14 protein-coding genes are annotated in these 21,583 nt (G+C 41.0%); 10 read left to right on the forward strand and 4 right to left on the reverse strand.

Annotation, left to right across the window (positions count from 1 at the left end; genetic code table 11):
• The first annotated feature begins 7 nt into the window (after positions 1-7).
• The 6 genes from NTX44_06465 to NTX44_06490 all read left to right on the forward strand — a co-directional run bounded on the left by NTX44_06465 (position 8) and on the right by NTX44_06490 (position 8,180).
• Entirely contained in the window at positions 8-2,266 is a 2,259-nt protein-coding gene (locus NTX44_06465; protein MCX6121246.1) for a hypothetical protein, read from the forward strand.
• 25 nt (positions 2,267-2,291) lie between these two features.
• Positions 2,292-3,296: a PorV/PorQ family protein gene (locus tag NTX44_06470; GenBank protein MCX6121247.1), complete on the forward strand. Its 1,005-nt coding sequence runs from the start codon at positions 2,292-2,294 to the stop codon at positions 3,294-3,296.
• Between the two features lie 14 nt (positions 3,297-3,310).
• Positions 3,311-4,579, forward strand: a complete 1,269-nt coding sequence (locus NTX44_06475; protein MCX6121248.1) for an IPT/TIG domain-containing protein — start codon at positions 3,311-3,313, stop codon at positions 4,577-4,579.
• A gap of 247 nt (positions 4,580-4,826) precedes the next feature.
• Positions 4,827-5,462 (forward strand): carbohydrate-binding protein, encoded by a 636-nt coding sequence (locus NTX44_06480; protein MCX6121249.1) that lies wholly within the window; start codon positions 4,827-4,829, stop codon positions 5,460-5,462.
• Positions 5,463-5,518: 56 nt separating this feature from the next.
• Positions 5,519-6,889 carry a DUF362 domain-containing protein gene (locus tag NTX44_06485; GenBank protein MCX6121250.1) on the forward strand — a complete coding sequence of 457 codons (1,371 nt, stop codon included), beginning with the start codon at positions 5,519-5,521 and terminating at the stop codon, positions 6,887-6,889.
• Positions 6,890-7,355: 466 nt separating this feature from the next.
• Positions 7,356-8,180, forward strand: a complete 825-nt coding sequence (locus NTX44_06490) for a glycoside hydrolase family 16 protein (GenBank protein MCX6121251.1) — start codon at positions 7,356-7,358, stop codon at positions 8,178-8,180.
• A 45-nt stretch (positions 8,181-8,225) separates the two neighbouring features.
• On the opposite strand, the gene NTX44_06495 is transcribed toward NTX44_06490, so the two are convergent.
• Positions 8,226-9,278, reverse strand: coding sequence for a family 16 glycosylhydrolase (locus NTX44_06495; GenBank protein MCX6121252.1), 1,053 nt, complete (start codon positions 9,276-9,278; stop codon positions 8,226-8,228).
• A gap of 11 nt (positions 9,279-9,289) precedes the next feature.
• Positions 9,290-9,616, reverse strand: coding sequence for a hypothetical protein (locus tag NTX44_06500; GenBank protein MCX6121253.1), 327 nt, complete (start codon positions 9,614-9,616; stop codon positions 9,290-9,292).
• A 79-nt stretch (positions 9,617-9,695) separates the two neighbouring features.
• Here NTX44_06500 and NTX44_06505 point away from each other — a divergent pair, with 79 nt between their 5' ends.
• Positions 9,696-10,310 carry a hypothetical protein gene (locus NTX44_06505; GenBank protein ID MCX6121254.1) on the forward strand — a complete coding sequence of 205 codons (615 nt, stop codon included), beginning with the start codon at positions 9,696-9,698 and terminating at the stop codon, positions 10,308-10,310.
• An 88-nt stretch (positions 10,311-10,398) separates the two neighbouring features.
• Here the strand turns inward: NTX44_06505 and NTX44_06510 are convergent, their stop codons facing one another.
• Together NTX44_06510 and NTX44_06515 are read right to left on the reverse strand one after the other, a co-directional pair.
• Positions 10,399-13,986, reverse strand: a complete 3,588-nt coding sequence (locus NTX44_06510; GenBank protein MCX6121255.1) for a T9SS type A sorting domain-containing protein — start codon at positions 13,984-13,986, stop codon at positions 10,399-10,401.
• A gap of 583 nt (positions 13,987-14,569) precedes the next feature.
• On the reverse strand, positions 14,570-17,314 hold the full coding sequence (locus tag NTX44_06515; GenBank protein ID MCX6121256.1) for a glycosyl hydrolase family 28-related protein: 2,745 nt from the start codon (positions 17,312-17,314) through the stop codon (positions 14,570-14,572).
• A 915-nt stretch (positions 17,315-18,229) separates the two neighbouring features.
• Between NTX44_06515 and NTX44_06520 the strand changes: the two genes are divergently transcribed.
• From NTX44_06520 to NTX44_06530, 3 genes are all read left to right on the forward strand, one after another.
• A complete protein-coding gene (locus NTX44_06520) occupies positions 18,230-19,762 on the forward strand; it encodes a serine hydrolase (GenBank protein ID MCX6121257.1) in 1,533 nt (510 codons plus the stop codon).
• A 275-nt stretch (positions 19,763-20,037) separates the two neighbouring features.
• A complete protein-coding gene (locus tag NTX44_06525; protein MCX6121258.1) occupies positions 20,038-20,679 on the forward strand; it encodes a hypothetical protein in 642 nt (213 codons plus the stop codon).
• Between the two features lie 318 nt (positions 20,680-20,997).
• Entirely contained in the window at positions 20,998-21,429 is a 432-nt protein-coding gene (locus tag NTX44_06530) for a hypothetical protein (GenBank protein MCX6121259.1), read from the forward strand.
• Positions 21,430-21,583 lie beyond the last annotated feature (154 nt).

The raw sequence follows: 21,583 nt of genomic DNA on the forward strand, positions 1-21,583 counted from the left end.
AAATTCCATGAAACTGCTTATGAAAAGTAATACACTTTTATTTTTATGTCTTATTATTTTTTTTGCTGTGGTTCTTTCCACAGTTTCTGTGAAAGCACAGATAAATCAGTGGATACGTTTTAGTAACATCCAGTCATATTTTACGGATTATGGCACTGAGACGGAAAACGATGCAGGGACTTATGGTGGCGGCTCGGTCTGGCCTGCTGCGTATGGATTGAAATTTTGTTCTGTACGGGCAAAAGGCTTGTGGATCGGCTGTCAAAATTTCACAGATCCTGTTAGCAAACTACACTACAACTACAAAGTGCTGACAAACGGTCCTCGCACACAACCATATGATGGCATCAATGTAATAACCCAGCCGTTTAAATATATAGGAAAATATAATCATCCGGTGGTAACCGTCGATGGAAAAGTTGCCAATACGACCATGGGCCTTTATGATGTTATGGATGAGATGGACCCGACAATGCAGGCAGATCGGATGCTCGTCAATACGGTTAATCATCCGAACGGAATAACAATGACAAGAAAGATCATGGTTTTCCCAAATCAATACAATAGTAATTTCTTTGTCTATGATTATGTTTTTAAGAACACAGGTATTATTGATGCAGCAGGGACAGTGGTACCCTCGACTCTTGATAGTTGTATATTTGCATTCCAATATCGATATACTCTTGCCGGGGAAGCAATAGCAAGTTCTAATTCTCCTATTGTTGGTTGGGCGGGGGGAAGTGGCGTACGCTGGGGACAGAATTCATTAATACAGGTTATAGGTACAGACCCAACGAGTGCGGACTTTAAATATCGAGCGCATTATGGATATTATGGTCCCTTTAGTCAAGACTCCAGGACCTCGGACGACTGGGGCTGTCCTAATCCTTTTCAATCTGGAAGCGTGCTTGCTGCTGCGCGGTATATAGGTTGTGTGACGCTCCATGCTGATAAATCGGCGCACGATCAAAGCGACGATAAAACCCAGCCAATGAATACATCGTATCTTGATACGGATGATCCTTTAACTAATACTCCGTGTCCGCCTTATGATATAACATCAATGGCTAAATGGTATCAATTTATGAGATTTGGAAAGCCTGCAACAGGACTTCATCCGAAGAGTCATGCAGATGAGTTTATTGCAAGCACCGCAACATACTCAGATCTATTTAATAGAACATTCCTGGGTAGTAGTGGGGGACCAGGGGTAACGCAGGGATTTGGGCCCTATACGCTTGCCCCCGGCGATAGTATTCATATTGTCTTAGCTGAAGGAGTAACGGGACTCGATCGAGATACTAATCGCGTAGTCTCAAATAATTGGTATGCAGGGTTTAATCCATCAAGCGGAGTTACACCGACATACACGATGCCCTCAGGCGTCAGTATCAGTGGCAGCTCGCTTGTCAGTGCCAACCCGGTTTATACTAAATATAAAACCGGCACCGCAGAATATGACCTATACAAAGACGCATGGGTATTTTCAATTGAAGATTCCACAAAACCTTACTCAATCCAAAGAATGTTCCAGAGAGCAGTGGATTTGTACAATAATGGATTTAATGCTCTTCAACCGCCTCCGGCTCCGGAACAATTTATTGTAACTTCAGGTGCTACTGGTATCCAACTTACGTGGACAGCTATTGATGCCAGAGCATCGGATCATTTCAATGGATTTGTGATATATCGTGCAGCCGGTAGTGTGTTTAATGATGTAACGGTATACCAGAAAATATTTGAATGTGATAAATCGAATCCTAACGATTCGTATCTTGATACTACAGCAGCGCGTGCGACAGGATATTATTACTACATTCAGAGTAAAAGCGATGGCTTGGATAATACGATTGAGCCGGGCGTTCCATTGTTAAGTAGTCAGTTCTTAACCCAAACGGAGGAGGGTGCTTATTTGCTTAAACCCGGTAAATCCAACTCAGATTCTATCTATATAGTACCCAATCCATATATCGTAAGATCCAGGAAACTACAATGGGGATTGACACTAGATCCGACGCTTCAAAACCAAGGTTTTGATCAGGATAGAATCGCGTTTGTGAATTTACCGAAGGAAGCGTGTACTATCCGAATTTTCACTGAACGTGGTGAACTGATATGGCAGACAGAGCATACGAATGGGAGTTCAGGCGAGCAATGGAATCAAAAAACAACGTACGGGCAAACGATCGTCAGCGGGATATATATTGCTCATTTTCAAACACAAAGCGGTAAGTCCGTATACAGAAAATTTGTTGTAATTCGTTAAAAAATTAACTTGAGGAATGAATATTATGAAAATAAGAATAATTCTCTTAGTGGAGCTTGTCTTTCTGGTGTGCATGAGAAACGGCAGCATTGCTCAAGATAATGTTAAACTTGCGCAGACCGGTTTTGATTTCTTAAGTGTTATTTCTGATGCAAAGGCAGCTGGAATGGCAGGTGCAGTTAACACATTGCCAATGGGCTCGGGTTCACTTTTTTTCAACCCCGCCTGCTTAACTGATATGAAAAATGCCGCGGAAATATCGGCAAGTTATAATCCATGGATTGCCGATATTAAACATACGCAATTTAGTGCGGCTGTTAATTTGGGTTCATGGGGCGTTGTGGGTGTATCATTGCAGAACGTGAACTATGGTGATTTTTATAAAACCATAGTGACCAATGAGGGTGATAATTTTCTGTATTTAGGAACATTTTCTTTGCAAGCCAATAGCTTTGGGATAGGCTATGCTAATAAACTGACCGATCAGTTTTCTGTCGGAGGTCAGATAAAGTATGTTCAACAGAGCTTAGGAGATGGTGTTGTTCCCACAACCATAGACGTCAGGGATTCCACCACGGTAACAACCTCTTTCAAGTTGAATCCAATAGCGTTTGACTTTGGTACTCTTTTCAAGACGGGACTCAAGAGTCTAGCGTTTGGAATATCTATTCGTCATTTTTCCGGACAGCTAACATATCAACAAGAATCGTTTCAAATGCCGCTTCTTTTTACTCTCGGTGTGTCCATGGATATAATGGATTTTTGGGAGAAGATTAGGGAAGACCATAGCCTGGTAGTGTCGGTCGATTTAACACACGATCGTTCGTACCCGGAACAACTTTTAGTAGGCATAAATTATACATTTCTCAATACGATCTCCTTGCGCGGAGGCTATAACTCGCATGCTGATTTGGAAAAATTCAGTTATGGAGTTGGCGTATCACAGTTTGGCCTTTCAATAGATTATGCATACACACCGTTGAATTATTTCGATAACCTTCAGCGCATTACTGTAAGATTAAAGATATAGTGAGGAGATTAAACATGAAAATTTATATAGCTATTATTGCACTTGTAATCAGCATTGTTTTACTTTCAGGGTGTGTTGATAATACTATTCCGCCGGGCTGGCCGCCGGAGACAAATCCTGTCGCATCCCCTGTCATTACGAGCATATCTCCTGCGGATAGTGCGGTGGGAGGTGTTCTTGATATCACGATCAATGGAAGTAATTTTGGGGCTGCTATCGATCAATGCGTCGTCTATTTTGGAACTGAAACGGGCGTTATGACCAGTTTTACTTCGAATAAAATTGTAGCGCGTAGACCGGTAACCTACGGTGAATCTGTTTCAACAAGAGTTGTTGTTCTGCTTGCAGATGATGTTGCCCAAAAAAATTATAAAATAAAAAAAGTTGTATCACCGTTTGCTACATTTCCCGGTGCTGCACTTTCTAATACTATTGCCTCGGATAATTCTGGCAATATATACTTAGCATTTACTAGTGTTCATGACTCTTCCAATACTAATAGAGTAATTCGTAGACTTACGCCAAATGGAGCAAATCCGATAGTGAGCGATTATGCCTTACATCCGGTTGGTTTAACAGTTTCTTGTATGCGGGTCGCACCAAATGGGACAATATACTTACTGATGACGGGAAGTGGTGGAGAATTCCATTCCATTCCACCCGGAGGAGGAAGTTCGACCAAACTATTTGGATTTCAAAAAAACATGCTTTGTTTCGATTTTGGTCAAGATGGGACTATTTATGCAGGCGGACCCATTGATACAAAAAACGCCATAAATATCGTTCCACCAGGCTCCACCACATTTACCGCAGGGCCATCTTATCCCAAGCATATTATTAGGGCTTTACGCGTTTTTTCAAATTATGTTTATGTGTTGGCTGAGGTGGCAAAAACAGACACGATCAATGTACAGGGTGTTTATCGACATCTAATTTCTGGCGGATCATTGGGAGCACAGGAATTGGTATTAGCCTGGAGCGCTACCGGTGATTATGCAAATTCAAAGTTTAAAGATCTGACCTTTTCTGCTAATGGTGATATATACATTGCTACCGATAAAAATTCCGATCCTATTTTATTGGTCAACTATAATTCCAGCTCAAATGCAGTCACAGGAATGCGCTCATTGTACAAAAATCTTATTACAACCGGATCTTGTGGTGGATTAACTTGGACAGGTAATATTATTTATGACAGAGTGGTTCCACCGGTTACTGGAAGTGACCCCTCTATCATTGCTATTGATATGGGCAATCCTGGTGCCCCATATTATGGTAGATGACGGTTCTAGAAGACACAAAATATTCATATTTTATTAAAACTTATCTTGCTTTTGAGTAACTTTTTAGAAAGAAGTAAATATTTTTAAGAGAAAAAGAAACGAATGACAACAAACCGAACGAGTCACTATTTATGACATTGCAAGGTAACTCAGTGTGTCATAATAAACTTTTCTTAAATCAAAACATCATATGATGAAAAAAGACATCTATTTTTGTAGTTATTGTCTGCTATTGATTACAAGTTTTATGTTTTGTTCCTCCAAAACTTTCTCACAGGAGAAATACAAAGGTAAGCCTTGGAACGACAGCACTCAGCAAATACCCGGAATAATTCAGTGTGAATTTTATGATTTAGGTGGAGAAGGAATCGCCTATCATGATAACGACTCGGTTAACAATGGAAGTGGAAAACTCAATCCTGCGAACGGCACATTTCTGAATGAATTTCGTATGAACGAAGGCGTTGATATCTCCTACACCAAAACTGGAGATATAGACGATAATAACTATAATTTTACAGAACCTGTGATGGGACAATTGTATGTGGGATGGACTGTGCCCGGCGAATGGATCAATTATACTGTACAAGTAGTTGAAACGGGAAAATATGATGTCGGCCTTATGTATACTGCAAACGGAAATGGCACCATATCTCTTTCCTTCGATGGAAAAGATATCTCTGGTCCGCTACTCGTCCCATCTACTCATCAGGATAGAGACACCGTTGCATGGAGGCAATGGCATCATTGGAATCTTGCAGGTAATTTAGCACAGGTCGAATTGCAAAAAGGAATTCATATCCTCACGCTCCATACGATTACAAATGGAAACATGAATTACGACTGGATTGACTTCAAACTAAAAAAGAGCAATACAAAATAATAATAGCAAGGAAGACAAGATTGAGGATTTCAGGAAAAGAACTTTAAGGGCTTAATATGATTATTTTGAATTTGTTAACATCGGTGTTTGCACTCCGGAAAGCCGGAAAAGTTTCCCAACGCGGAACATATAGCGCAATGACAATATTCTTCACTGTTGTCGTTACCTGTTTTTGTTTATTTTCTGGAAATAGCAGGGAAGCATTATATGCGCAGGTAATTTCTGACTCAACAATTGAAGCGAACAAACCCCTGGGTGTAGAGCGTGGCATATTCCCGGGCAGAGTAGTATGGGTACACGATACGAATGTCGCAAAATGGGATGGCACGAAGGGCAATTGGTGGGATGATGCAAACACTTCACAAACTGAAACAGATAAAATGTTACCTGCAGCCCTCACATTGCTCACAGGAGAAAAGGATCAATCAAAAGCGTGGAATGCGTTGTTCAGGTACTTCAATAAATTAAAGAAAAATAAAGATGAAGGTTATCTTGCACATCAGAAAATTGCGATCAAAATTAATGAGAACAATACCTATAGCCATTCCGACGACAATGAACTGAATGCATCCCCACAAATGGTGTTTGCTTTGGTGCGAAGTCTTGTAAAGGATGCAGGTGTTCCGCAAAAATATATTACCGTATTTGATGCCAGCCGATTTATTACCAACAATGTTTTCAATAAGTGTCATGCAGAATTCCCCGATGTAATTTTTATTGATAATGCCGGAAATGATGGACGTGTGAAAACCACGTATGTCGAGAATGCTATTCTTTATTCTATCGATAATGGTCAATTAGCAAAAGGTTTAGCGACCTGCGCAGTGGAAGCTGATTATCTCATCAATATGGCATTACTGAAAGGGCACGTTGGTCAAGGTGTCACGCTTTGCGCCAAAAATTATTATGGTGTAACCAGTATTAACAGCGATTGGAGAAAAAATGCCCATAACAATTTTGATCAGAATAGGAATGGGAAACCCAAATACATGACTTTTGTCGATTTTATGGGACATAAAGATTTAGGTGAAAAGACCTTGTTGTTTTTGGTTGATGGTTTGTATGGCTCAAAATCAGTTGCCGGGCCACCGTCGCCTAAATGGAAAATGTCTCCTTTCAACAATAGCTGGGCAGGAAGTCTTTTTGCATCACAGGATGGAGTGGCTATTGATGCGGTTGGACTTGATTTTCTGAGTAACGAATGGCCGGATGCCCCGGATATGAAGTATTCCGATAATTATTTAATTGAGGCTGCATTAGCCAACGATCCTCCATCAAAGACCTTCTACGATCCCGAAAGAGATCAGGTGAGGTGTATAAGTTTAGGCGTGATGGAGCATTGGAACAATGCTGTTGAAAAGAAGTATAGCCGGAATCTTGGAAAGAATTACGGAATTGAATTGGTACACAATGAAATCAATGATTAATTCATAACCAATATATTTTATCATGCGGATGTTACTTGCTCACGTAAGTATCATTGCGGCAATATCTTTATCTTATTTTTAGAAAATCGATTTCAATCCTGAGACAACCAATTTCTTCAAATAGTCATGAGATGGTATTTTCATAATCGTTGCTCAAACCGTCAGTAAATATTCCTCCCAAGCACAAATTCTTGAAGATTTTAAAATTTTGGAAATACATTGGACGCTGATTCGGACGTACGGTTCCGATCGACACAGTAGAGATATTTCGGAAGTAATTCTATAACACTTGATGCAAAAATATATGCTCAGGCAAGCGGCGTGTACTTTTATTGAATCTTACTTGATGGAGTAAAATCAGATGTGCATAAGTGCGTGTTGGTCAAATAATTGAAAATGGATCAATAACGATCTGATAGAATTTGATTATGAATTGCGTGTTCTAACTATGAAGAGAAAATATTGCTTGAAGTGTACAATTATCTTATTAGGAGGATTATTTATACTGATAATTGTCACTGGATGTAAAAAAAATGACAATGGAATAAATTCTGTTCCGCCTTCGGATACTATTCCGCAACTCCCGGGATGGAAATTGGTCTGGAATGACGAGTTCAATGGGTCATCGCTCGATCTAACAAAATGGCAGTACGAGGTGAACGGAAACGGCGGCGGAAACCATGAACTGGAATATTATACTGCAGGTACATCGAACTCATACGTTGCAAATGGATCGCTTGTTATATGCGCAAAGAGAGAAAACTACTTGGGCAAACAATATACGTCAGCGCGCATCAATACGCATGGTCTAGGAGATTGGAAGTATGGCCGGTTTGAAATTCGTGCTCAACTGCCATTTGGAAAAGGGCTCTGGCCGGCAATCTGGATGCTCCCGACCGATTATGTCTATGGAAGATGGCCCAAAAGCGGCGAGATAGATATTATGGAATGCCTTGGCGATAACACGTGGAAAGTCTATGGCACAATTCACTTTGCGGATTCATTTGGTAATCATGCACAAAGTGGTGGCAGCTATTCGTTGCCGATTGATTCTGCCAGCTTTGCCGGCGGTTTTCATGTCTTAGCAATCGAGTGGGATTCGACTTCAATTCAATGGTCCGTTGACGGCAATCAATACTATTCAGTAAATAGATCAACGCCATTCGATCAGCGTTTCCATCTGGTCTTAAACGTAGCGATAGGCGGAGATTGGCCAGGAAGCCCTAATGAGTTTACAACATTCCCCCAAACGATGATAGTGGATTATGTAAGAGTCTATCAACGCCCTTGAAGAAATGTCCTTAGTTTTTCTATGACTCAGCCTGCGCAAAAAAGTTCATTTAGATAATACAAGTTTTTTTGTTTGTGTATAACTTCCTGCACTCAATTTATAAAAATACACTCCACTTGGTATTTGAGTCGCATTCCATTTCATTTCATACGTACCAGGATCCTTCATTTCATTAACCAATGTTGTTACTTCACGCCCGAGAATATCGAAAATTTTCAACGAAACAAAACTAGCCGATGAAATCTGATAACTAATGGATGTGCTTGGATTGAAAGGATTAGGATAGTTTTGTAAAAGAGAAAAATGATTGGAAACCTGACTGCGGCTATCTTCAACTGCGTTAGTAGCGACCTGATACACTCTCACATAGTCAACATACATAGTATCAGGGAATGGTGTTGTAGCGTCAGGATTTCCAGGCCAACTGCCGCCAACGGCAAAATTGAGAATAATAAAGAACGGTAAATGAAATTCATCGGTGCTATTTACATTGTTTGCGATATTTCCCCAAAAATATCTATTTCCATCAAGTAGCCACTTAATTGAATCAGCGTTCCATTCGATAGAATAGTTATGATATATTGATTCATCGCAAGACACACCTCCTCCATATTGGACATGTCCATTATTATCCCAATGCATGGTACCATGATTCATATTTTCTTTATCAATGTGTTCCATAATGTCAACTTCACCACATTTAGGCCAGCCAACTGAGGAAATATTTTGTCCCAGAGTCCAGAAAGCAGTCCACAATCCTTGTCCCACAGGGAGCTTAATTCTTGCTTCTATTTTTCCATAGGTAAAATATCGCAAGTCTTGAGTCTTGAGACGTGCAGATGTATAATTACTTCCACCATAAGATTCTTTTCTGGCTATAATGAGGAGGTTGCCATTATCTATCTTTGCATTCTCAGGACGATTTGTATAATATTCAAGTTCGCTGTTTCCCCAACCACCACCACCGATATCATATTTCCAATTAGTCGTGTTAATGCTTGCATCGTTAAATTCATCGGACCAAACGAGGTTCCAGGTCTGTGCGTCACTACGAATGCTGGAAAAAATAATCATAATGATGATACAACTTGTTTTCATTTTGGTCTCCTTTAATAATTGACAATGCAATTACAACCGACAATATTGACAGCGATGAGGATATATGACCTCCCCGCCGAATTATTCGTCAATGCAAATTTAGTGATTTTATCATGCATTGACAAGTTAAAAGAGTCCATCGTCTTGAAGAAAGTTGACCATAAAATCAACTCATTCAAAGAGAAGAAGGGGAGAGAGACTCCATCTCCACTTGCTTTGATCTCTTTGTCATCGGCAACCAGTATTATTTTCAACTCTCCATTTCCTGTAGCAATCACTGATGCAAATCCATCTGAATTATTCTTCTTTGTTCTATGATGCATTATTACTAAGTTCATAGTAAATTACTATTTAATGTGTATTAGCTACGCAACATTGAATATTTATTTACAAAATATTATTGTTGAAGGTGTTCATATGAAAATGAAATTATTTGTCTGTATCGCAAGTCTTTTCTGTTCTACGATAAGTATTGCACAACCTTATGACGCTTCAGTCATCATTCACCAAAATACGCTCAACGGCTTTTTTAATGCCATCGGTCCCGTTAGCGGTAAAGCTCAATATAATGTACTCGGACAGCATGGAGAGTACGATTGGACGCTCCGCAATGCCCGGATTGAATTGCGTCCGAATCAGGCACGATTCATTGCCGATGCAAACATCCACATCGGGCCGCTCTCCTATGGTTCAGAAGCGTCCGGGAAGGTCGAGGTCCTCTATCACCCGGAATCGAACAGAATCTCGGTCAAAATTCTACAGGCAACCTTCGAAGTGTATTTTAAAATATTCGGGAAGAAAATCCATATCACGGACATCGATGTTGCGAGATATTATAAACCGGAATTCGAATTCTCAGGCCCGCAGCCAATTCAGGCAAGCGTCGATGTTGCGCTTCCGGACGGATCCAAGAAAACGATCTTCATTAAGCCAGTCACGCAAAATCTTCGCATCGAGCAGGATCAAATAGTTGTCACGTCTATGCTTGCCTTCGCAGATCATCCAATCCCGGAAACGGTTGAGCATCGTTGAAGCCTTAACCCGATTAAGCTCGTTGTGCTTTTTGCAAGTAATAACAAGCCCCGCCGGTGACGGCGGGGCTGAGCGTTAGTTCTTAAGTTCACTTCAACAGTACCATTTTCCTCACTTCATTCAATGAATTTCTTTTCCCAGCTATTGGAGTCACCTCCACACGATAAAAATAGACTCCGCTGGACATGATTTTGCCGGCGTCATTTGTTGAATTCCACACTACTGATTGCAAACCTACACTTTGAATCCCACTGAAGAGAGTTCTCACTTCCTGCCCGAGAACATTGTAAATTTTAATTTTCACGTTACTTTGTGCGGATAGCTGGTATTGAATTGTCGTTGCAGGGTTGAAGGGATTAGGAAAATTTTGTGCTACGTTAAATAATTTTGGCATTTCATCTTGTTTCACATTGGTAAGCACTGATGTATTGAACACCCATCGATCCAATGAAGTGGGAGGATGATACGCAATTATTTCAAATTGATCTTCTGCTGCCCACGGTGCTGTACTTCTTCGAGTGCAGGTCATCACCCACATCATTGGGAGACTTGCATTCCCAGACAGGTTCGCATGGAATATCGGATCATCTGTTGTTGAATACGGAGTGCCGAAAATAAATGCAAATTCACGGTTGATCGTATTATCACCGGTTACATCTGGCGGCCAGTACCTGCCGTCAACCGAGGCACCCGGATCATTATTTTCAAACATACCTACTGTCAGCCGAGTTGGCGGTGAGGTTGACATATCCCATGCAGAGAAAGGCACTGAATAATTAAAATCTTGATATGGATAACCACTGCCCGATTGAATTATCCATGGCACAAACGAAGGGTCAGCTGCTGGATTGGCAGCATGGCGCAGCCATCGATACCCCTTCGAAATGTTTGCATCTACAGGCGTAACCAAGGGATTCCATAATGCAACCGGATCAACTGCCGCAAGTTTGAGAAGAATGGTATGATACTGTGTTGGGCTTGTAAAAGTTGTTCCTATTCCACCAAACGCAAAGGAGCCGGCCATTCCGATCGTTCCACTATTTGGATTGTATGCAAATGTATCAGCAGCAGTGCTAAATCCTTCAAGGCCAAGTCCAATGAATCCACCAACAGGTGAAAATCTACGAGTGCCTTCCGGGATCGACCATTCTTTCATACCTAGCAGCGTGTCAATAGTGCCAAGTAAAACTTTGAATCCATCGAAAATCGGGCTTGTATGGCCTAACGGATCCGGAAGTGGATGGTTTGTGACGAGGATTTGTCCTGTGGTGGAGTCTTTTAATGAATAACCTGTTGTGCCGCCTTCAGTGTTTATATCTGCGCCGGTTATTATGTACAAATGATTTTTTAACTGTGTAGAATCAACGATAGATATTAAAAAATTACCTGAGGCATTTCCTTCAATCTGTGTAATCGGAGTACCGTAAATAAAATGACTCAATGGCTTTACGGGAAACACCAAGGTATCTATCCATCGATTGTTACTTAAATCAGTGATTACTAGAATGACGGAAATGACGGTATCGGCATATCCTTGTGGTACCGTAAAAGAAAAATAGGTCGATGGATCATAAGGATTATACGTGATTGAATTACTTGCGCCTCCACTCAAGAAGGGGATGGTGAGATATTGGCCGAATGGACTTGGTGATGCAGAGACAGTCAGATTGGATAATCCGACAGCAGAATTATTGTTGACGGTAAAGACATAACGAATGTTTTCTCCGGGATTTGCAATTCCATCATTATTGAGATTGTCGGAAGCGATAGAATACGCGGTAAGAGGGAGAGGTCCTGCAGTCGTTATATTATCAATCACATGCGGCCATGTCATCGTGTAATTATTTTGGTACGTAACAATTGCATCTGCGTAGAGTCCGTACGACCTTGGAGATGTTATGATCTTTCCAGCGAATATATTATCTCCTGCCGCACCATCGCTATGAGCGCCATCATCCAATAACGTGGTACTCTCTATGAGCGATCCGTCATAGGATTTTACATCGACGACAATTTTCGTCGCGTTGATATATCGTGCATCCGCTTGAAGGGAAATTGTCGTTGCTGTAGAGAAAGTCGTTATCGCGCTGATGAACGGCGGTAGAGCCATATGAATGATCTGATCATAGAATGTTTTGACAAACTCGACATTCGATTTTAATGCCCTGACACTGCTGATGTTATCCATCCCAATACCGCCGACGAGTGCGATGACAACTTCGGCTGTATCATGAAGAGACAGTGTGATAGGTCCATGAACGTTATTTATTCGCCGATCGCCCGGCGGTAAATCATATCCATCAACCCAATCCTTTCGGGTGGTTGGATCACCGCTTAAACAGTAGGAGGAGACTATGGAATGGCTCGCCGCATACGATGATGATGAATAATACGGTGATCCACCTGGATATTCCGGACGCGGCAGATAACCGCGCATCAAATTATACCATTGATTTGTTCCAGAATATGCGGCATCGTCCGGATCGCTGATCGTTGTACCGGCACTGAAATAATTAAATGCAGTCAGTGGTATTGCGAAGTTATACTTATACCCCGTTCTCCATTTGAAATTTATCATTGCACTATCGGTCGGAACTCCGGTAAAATGTGATGTTCCTTGTACAATCGTATATCCCGATGCAGGAATAGTCAATCCCTTGCTGCTGTATTTTAGATCTGTCGGCGTTGCGTTATATGCATATCCTAAATTAAGTGTTGAATCGCACCCAACATAATCATCAGCAGCATCTCCGATATCAGGATCAGACCAATAAACAATATACATACTATCGATTTTTGAATTTGCCGGAGCGCCAATATTTCCTTTATAAATTAATTTTACCTGTTTAAAGATAATATTATTGAGCGGTGTTGATGAGGTATATGCCCATACAGTGGTTTGCTGTTCTATTCCCATGGGCGGCGAGCCGGCAAAGACCTGTGAGACTGAGGTGTCCAGGTCGTTACAGGAAAACCAGATGGTTTTTGCAGCGCTCGGAATTCCAGGAATATGATGTACGTTGGTTGGATCAAATGCTGCGTCATTCCGAACGATTTTCACACTATCAATAAACCATGGTGCTCCTTTTGAAGCCGGCCAATTCTGCCAATCTGTAAAATAGCTCGCAGCGACAGCTTGAATTTGTGAAGGAGACGGAGTCGCAACTTGATTAAATGTTGCTGCATCAATTGTAAGATCCGGCCATATTGACGGTAGGCTTTCTACTGTTGGCGGCATATCGGGCCGCACTGCAAAGACTACCGCAGTGGGGGAAGTAATATCTTCCGCATTTATGCTGTTCCCGCTTGCATCATTGATGATTGATCCTGCACGCATACCATTAAAATAGGTATTACCGGTAACACGGAGCGATTGAGAGAAAAGACCATCGTTACATTTTCCACCAAAGACAATGCCTTCGGAAAAGATAGTGCCAATGCCTGATCCTCTTGGAAACTCTCCGTTCCATGATTGATCTATCAGCCAGTTGAAGAACCCATCTCCACGCACCCATGAAGTAAAATTATTTGCATTCATAAGCACATAGGTTAATGTTCCAGTACTTGTTTTTGCTAGTCTCAGGTTTTGTTTTCCAGGCTTTTCTTTAGCGATAGAAGGAGAACCTAATAAGAAAAGTGCAAGCAGCACCACGATGGATTTGATGCAATGTCTCATGGTATTATTCCTCCTTTAATAATAATGGATCTTTAAATAATCGATTTTATTATGGTAGTCGCAATCTTCCTGCCCGACTGCTGATGCAGTCACGCAGGCGGGTAGATTGCGTTTTTCCATTATTATCGCGAACTAAAGTTCGCGACTACCGTTATTAAATTATTTATTAGAGGTCTCAATAATTAACTCATCATAAGAATATCACACTTTGTACGACGTATGAAAACTAATCCTAGGGTAAAAAGATCATGGGATTATCGTATGAATTCGATCAAGTCTTCATAAAGAATCTAAACGGATAACAACGTGATTGTAGTAGCGATATTATTTTTCCAACCCCCTTTTGTATAGATTGATTACGGCAAGAAACGTTCTTCACTTATTCTCATGGAACGCAATAAATAAATTCCTCCATCAACGCAGATTTTTCGCCATAGGCCGGTCAAATCAATCGACATCACCATCCTCACCGTCTGGCTAGTCGATATTATGACATTAAAGTAGTAGAGTCTCAAGTTAAAAGCAAGAACAAAAAGGATCGGAAATTGCTCTCCGGGCTTTTCAGTATTGAAATAGGTCTTGGCTATTTCAACAGGATCATCTTCTTCGTATCAACAAATCTGTTTCTCTGATCCGACAAATCAACTGCTTCTATCCTATAGAAATATATTCCACCTGCAACGGTAGCATTCCAAATAACAGATTGATATCCTGCAGCTTGTTCATTGTTTACCAGGTCGGTCACGACCTGCCCAAGCATATTGAATATCTGAATCTTCACGTTGCTCCTCATTGGTAAAGCATATCGAATTGTTGTCGATGGATTGTAAGGATTGGGATAGTTCTGCGACATTGAAAAGGCTCTTGGCAGAGGAATATCCACTTCCACACTTTGAAAATATTTATAGGCACCGTCGTTGTCTATTTGCTTGAGACGATATTCGTACCGGCCAGAATTGAGACTCGCATCGGAATACGAATATTCGTGCGTAGCGTTGCTGGTGCCATTACCGGTGATAAAGGCAATTATCCGCCAAACAGTATCAGCGGAGGATTGAATAATATTAACTGTTCTCCTTTCCAATTCAAAACCATAATTATTCACTTCTATTGCAGTGTGCCATCGAAGAACAATATTGCTCTTCGAAATCGATGCACTGAAATCCACCAATTCAACGGGAAGTTCTGAAGCATTACCGGAGAGAGGTATTTTTACTAATGGTGTTTGTGAGTTATTCCATACGTACAACGTGTCAGCATAACTTGAAAGAGTAGTTGGCGTGAACGAGACAATGAACTTGAGTGTGTCTGATCCGACAGTCCCGTTAACTCGGTTCGCAATAAACGCATTGGTTTTCGTATAGATAGAATCCACCATCAAAGTGTTTATCGAATTGTTGACCAATTTCACCGTGTCCTTCTTCGTTGTGTTCTTGGCAATACTGCCGTAGTTGATTGCTGTCTTATATGCAGATACTGTCGGGTATGGAGATGAACCTGACAAAATAACTTTGCCAGTTCCACTATTAGACATGATCGATAATGTATCTATAAATGAACCAAAAGCAGTTGGTTTGAAGACTATCTTTGTCTTCAATGTGTCGTTTCCATTTATTGTAACCGGCACTGTCATGTCCGGCCGGAAGATTGTGAGTTTGTTCGTTACTGAATTTATTGTGAATGCATAACCTGGAGCCGAAACCATCGGAAGTATTAAATCTGAAGGATCATTTTTAATGGTATTCTCAAAATTGATCGAAGAGGGAGAGGAAAAAAGTGGAGGGGCAGATAAAGTCATAACACCACCGGCATTCCAACGATCAACGGCGGGAATGCTTTTGCAGGTTACGTTGCCGGAAAACTTGCAACCTAACGGCGGCCACGTATATGCAGTCGAGAGGAAAATCGGGCGTAAATCCTTGTAGTATGATGTTCTTTCCCCGCGGCTGAAACTACCATCTTTAACGACATTTAATCCAGTATTACCATCTTCATTGTCTAAATCATCCCAATTCCAATATAATGCCTTTACTTTATTATTAAATACGCAATCGGCATCACGCACAGCATTGCCAAGTACATAAAAATGCTGCTTGAAACTACTTTGATGATCAACTCTAATACCTCCTTCTTTGAGATCAAACGAATAACAGATAAAGATGGGCAGTCTATTTAACGCGTTTCTGAAAAGTGTATTGTACGGTCCGTTCAGTCCCCAGACAAGATCAGCTTGAGCAAATTCAGCATAATTTCCTTCGATTAAATTCGCAAATGGAAAGTGTCCATGAAAACAGATATCCGGCTCCAGGGAAGAATATACATCTCTTGAATAATTAAATCCAAATACATTGCCATTCGCTCCGCCTGCTAAAATCATCGCATGTCGTAATGTCTTAAAAATATTATTTTCGATAAGGCAGCTTGAGGAATGACCGGTCATGCAGATACCATAGCCATGCCCGCCTTCTCCATAATCCTGAGCTTCATGAAAATAGCAACCCTGGATTTCGATATTGGCACTGCTGCCCATTCCGACATGTGCAAAGCCAGATCCCTGACTTTCTACACCGGAAATCCAGCAATCTGTTGCGCAACTGAAATTGAAATTTGTACTAAAGTTTGAACTGCTCACCGGACTTTGATTGCTTACTTTAAAATTTTCAAATCCAACATTCGTTATGGTATGCATTTTTGCTACTTTGGGTGTTAAGCTGCTGTAATTCAAACGAAGTTTATCGTCGAGCATAATAGCAGATCCATTCACTTGTTTCACACGGACTACTTGCCCAATGCAATAATACCAAACAGCTTCATCTCCTGGTACAACAAGTGATGGGTCATTGGCAGAAATTTCGATGAAATCTCCAGCTGAAACCGAGAACGGCAAAGTAATTGTTTGAGCATCCTTTACTAATTCTGCCGCAGCTGCCGCAGGAACTGACGCTTCTACATCTCCCTTGATTGCGAACACGGAATTTGAATGCGTATTCATGAATACAGTATTCGAAGAACCAGCCCCCAGAATAACACAATTGCTCCTGAGTGTAATTGTGCTTCCGAGGAGGTATGTGCCGGCAGCAAAATAATAGACAGCGAAATCCGAATATGCATTGATGGCACGCTGAATTTTCGGTGCATCGTCTGTAATACCGTCTCCCTTCACATCAAATTCTGTCTTTACATTGACAATGCGATCAAATTGCCTTGGAATGTCAGCCGCCTTGCCGCGGTATCCAGCATTCGTCCAATCTATAGGTGCATCGGATGCTACCTGGCCGAATGAACATTGGACAAACAAAATCATCAATATAAAAAAACAGTATTTCATCAACACTTCGTATTGATCATGATAAAATATGCAGTAAAGTAGCACAGACTGATTGAAAATGCAAGAATTACTCAGATCACGTTATCACTCTCCATGCCATGCAAATTAAGCATTTCGGATTTCCAATCAAACCTATCAACGGTGGAGCAGGTTGTTGTAGAGAAGATAACGGCAGGATTTTAGGATTACGAGATTACGCAGCATTTGAATATCAGTCCAGCAGAGTTGAATGAGTTAATGAAGAAAGTTCGGGAGAAAGCGGTGGAATATTTATGCAGATTATGAAAACAGTCGATGCTTGACAGCACTGGTATTAAGTAAAGTGCGTTAGAGTTAATATTTATGAAGACATATTGAGTTGAAGAAAAGACATATTGCTCACAAGTGAGGTAAGTAAAAAAACTACGGATTTCATTTTCACCTATTTCAGCGGGATGGCGGTTATGGTGAAAAAAGATGTACCGTTTTGTCCATTGAAGATAAGCTTCCTCGGTACGCAGGCTCAGATGTTGTGTACAAATGCAATTATGTACATGCTGTAGTATTATTTCGTTAGCCATACTATTTCCCTTGCAATTGAGTAAGACATTCGATAGTTTAGCGGAAACCTCAAGAGAAAATCCAAAGAAGTTTATTTTGAAGAAAGGGAATGGGCTGTTGGGGGCTATCTCGCGAAGGGCATAAGGACAAGCACAGACAGCACACTCCTTTTTAGAGGGCTGCGGAGGACGCAGTCTATAATACAAAACACTCATATTAGGCTGAATTACGCAGTCTAACCAACAGAAGTGAGGATTTAGACTGCGTTGCGCAGTCTAATCATAGTTAGGGCGCACGAATTAGTTAGGGGATATTTATACAAGTAATTTACTATTTGATTACAATCATATGATTTAATATTAAAAGACAATATCTATGAAATATAGCAAACAATTCATTGTCGTTATTTTGGGAATTCTCTTGTCAACTGTTGAACTCAGTTCTCAATCGCCGCAAACCGATTCGGCGATTAACTATTGGCCAACATCCACTCCCGAAAAACAGGGATTTAATTCTTTAGAACTTGCAAAGTTATTTGACAACGTCAAAGATAACAATATCGATCTCAATAGTATTATCATTATTCGCAACGGTCATCTGATTTTAGAGGCATACCTTTATCCATTTCAAAAGAATGTTATCCACGACATCGCATCTGTCACTAAAAGTATTACATCCCTAGCAACCGGGATTGCAATTGACAAGGGATATATCAAAAGCGTCAACGAACCGGTATTGGGTTTTTTCTCAGATCGTTCTGTCGCTCATCTTAATGAAAACAAAAAGGCCTTGACAATAGAGCACCTGCTCACGATGACATCTGCCCTCTGCCGGAACTTTCAAGAAGGCGAAGAACAAACAGTGCTCATGCGTCAAAGCGGCGATTGCGTGCAATACTTTCTGGATCTGCCGCTGGTAGATACCCCGGGCAAGAAATTTGTCTATTCGTCTCTCGCACCCCATATTCTTTCAACCATTATCACGAGAACGACTGGAATGAACCTGCTTGAGTTTACCCAAAAGAATTTGTTCCAACCGCTTGGGATCAAAGACGTTCGGTGGGAAGCTGAACAGAACGGGAACACCAACGGATGGGGCGACCTTTTTATTGCCCCGGTTGATCTGGCAAAGATAGGATACCTTGTGCTGAATGATGGCATTTGGGAGGGTAATCGAGTGATCTCGAAGGAATGGATAAAGCGTTCATCCCAACCGCATGTGTATGAAGATTCTGGAACAGCGTACGGATATCTCTGGTGGCTGCCATTGGAAAGGCTCGGATTGTTTGAAGGACGAGGGAGAGGTGGCCAGAGGCTTATCATATGGCCTCAAAAAAATATTATTGTCATCTTAATCGGGAATGGCGGATATACCCTCGGAGACATTGGAGAATATATTGCGAGAGCTTTTGCATCAGACACCTCTTTACCGGAAAATCCGAAAGCTGTAAAACTTCTCGAGCAAAAGATCAACGAGGCAAGCAAAGCTCCTGCATCAAAACCGGTGACGACATTGCCCGCCCTTGCCAAAACATTATCGGGTAAGGAGTATTTCCTGGAAACTAATTCTCTGGGATTGCTGTCATTCACTATGGTCAATGGAACAGGAAAAGAAGATACGATTAAAATGTCCTATGAAGGTGTTCACACAGTGCTACCGGTAGGACTGGATGATGTGTATCGAATATCAAACACATCAAAATATAATCTTCCTGCAGGGGCGAAGGGTTCTTGGACATCTGAAAATACTTTTTGCTTTACCTACAACGAACCATCAAATGATCGTTTGTTACAATTCCAGATAGAATTCAAAAGCAATCTCGTAGAGTTGAAGGTCTCAGAGCGCACAGGTCTCTTCGGCGAGATTACAATAAAAGGCAGGATGCGCCAGTCGCAAGGAAAGAATTAGAACTTTTTACTGCGTGCGTTCTAACCAGCAACTCAAGCTGACGGTTTGAGCGTGGGAGCAATCAACATGGCTAATAGAGGTTTGGTGCTTAATAATTCAGTTGATAGCGTGAACTCGTTTCGTTGGTTGCATTACGATAATTATCAACGCCGCAGTCCGATCCTGCTCTGCAGGATCGCGATCGCGTCCCGATATGTAATATCGGGACGGACTTAGCGCCGGTCCGTTAGGTCGCAAAAACTTTGAGAAGTAAATCAATTAACAACGGAGCAGAAATGAAAAACTCATTGATTATGTTATTTCTCCTACCCTGTTTAGCTTTTTCTCAACCTTCTTCAAAAGTTGCTAACCCTGATTCATCATCCTCATCTAAAGACTCTACTTTGCTACCAGAAATAAAGAAAAGCTACTCGAGGCAGATCGGGGCTGCGTTTAAAATGTTGGAACATGTAATTGATAATGCCAACGATACAACATGGACGGCAAAAATAAGCAACGTGCCGTTCTGGCAAATATGTTATCATGTTCTATGGTTTACTGATTTTTATTTTCACGCTGATGAAGCAACTTTTCGACCTCAGAGTTTTGACATGAAAGGAATTCATAATTATTCGGTTTATCCAGATTCTCAAATGATTGAGGATCAAAAGCACCCAATCTCAAAAAGTAATATGAAAGCTTATTGCACATATGTGAGACAAAAAGCGAATCAATTCATTCAAAATATAAATGTTACATATTTTACTACTCCTTCACCGTTTGAATGGCATGGTTTCCCTAAAATTGACCTAGTGGATTACAATCTCCGTCATCTTCAACATCATGTTGGACAATTGGACATTGTAACAAGAAGAGAACAAAATATTGGAAATCCTTGGATTATGTTTGATGATTTATCGAAAACGCCAAATAACTAGAACTATTATCGTTTGCGTTCTAACCAGTGGCTCCCCGCAAAAAGAGCGGGGTTTCACACAAAACGTTCAACAAGCTGACCGAATGAGCGTTGGTACATTTTACATTGCTGGTGGTGGGTTGACATTTTTATAATTAACTTTTCAGTACCTCGTTGGTTGATTGCAGATTAATTTAGTTATCAGTATGAACTCATTTCGTTTAGTGTATTATGAAAGTTATCAACGCGGCAGTCCGATCCTGCTCTGCAGGATCGCGATCGCGTCACTTAGCGCCAATCCGTTAGGCAAACCACTCTCAACTAAAAAGGAGAAAATCATATGAGCGAACAATCTTCCAACACCAAGAAATTACAATGGAAATGGGTTGGCATCACACTGTTGCTTTATGTGGTATTTTATCCAGCACCAGTAGTAATAGCTTATTACCTACTTACTCAAAAGGCCGTTCAAATTTTCATTGGTATGTGGTTATTTGCAGGCATCATCATTATTGGAGCCGTTGCAGGATATTTGTCAGAAGGAGTCACACTTTGGGAACCGGCAATTGCAGCAGCAGGATTTATCGTTCTTTTTTTCCTCGGCGCGATGGCAATGATGGTAATGATGGGCGGCGGGCTAGCAGGACTTACATTATTTCAATCCGTTATGCAAATCGTTATCACAATAGTAATATTCTTCTTTTTTTCGCTCTTAGGTGCCTGGATTGGAGAACGTGCACAAAAACTCTGGAGATCAAAAATTCCACAGTAAATTTGTTGGTTGTTTGCCTAACCAGCGGCTCCCCGCATAAAGAGCGGGATTTCACACAAAACGTTCAACAAGCTGACCGGATGAGCGTGGGAGCAATTTACATTGCGAGTAGAGGTTTTGTGTTTAATAATTCAGTTGGTAGCGTGAACCTGCT

Source organism: Ignavibacteriales bacterium (assembly GCA_026390575.1).
Taxonomy (GTDB): domain Bacteria; phylum Bacteroidota; class Ignavibacteria; order UBA10030; family UBA10030; genus Fen-1298.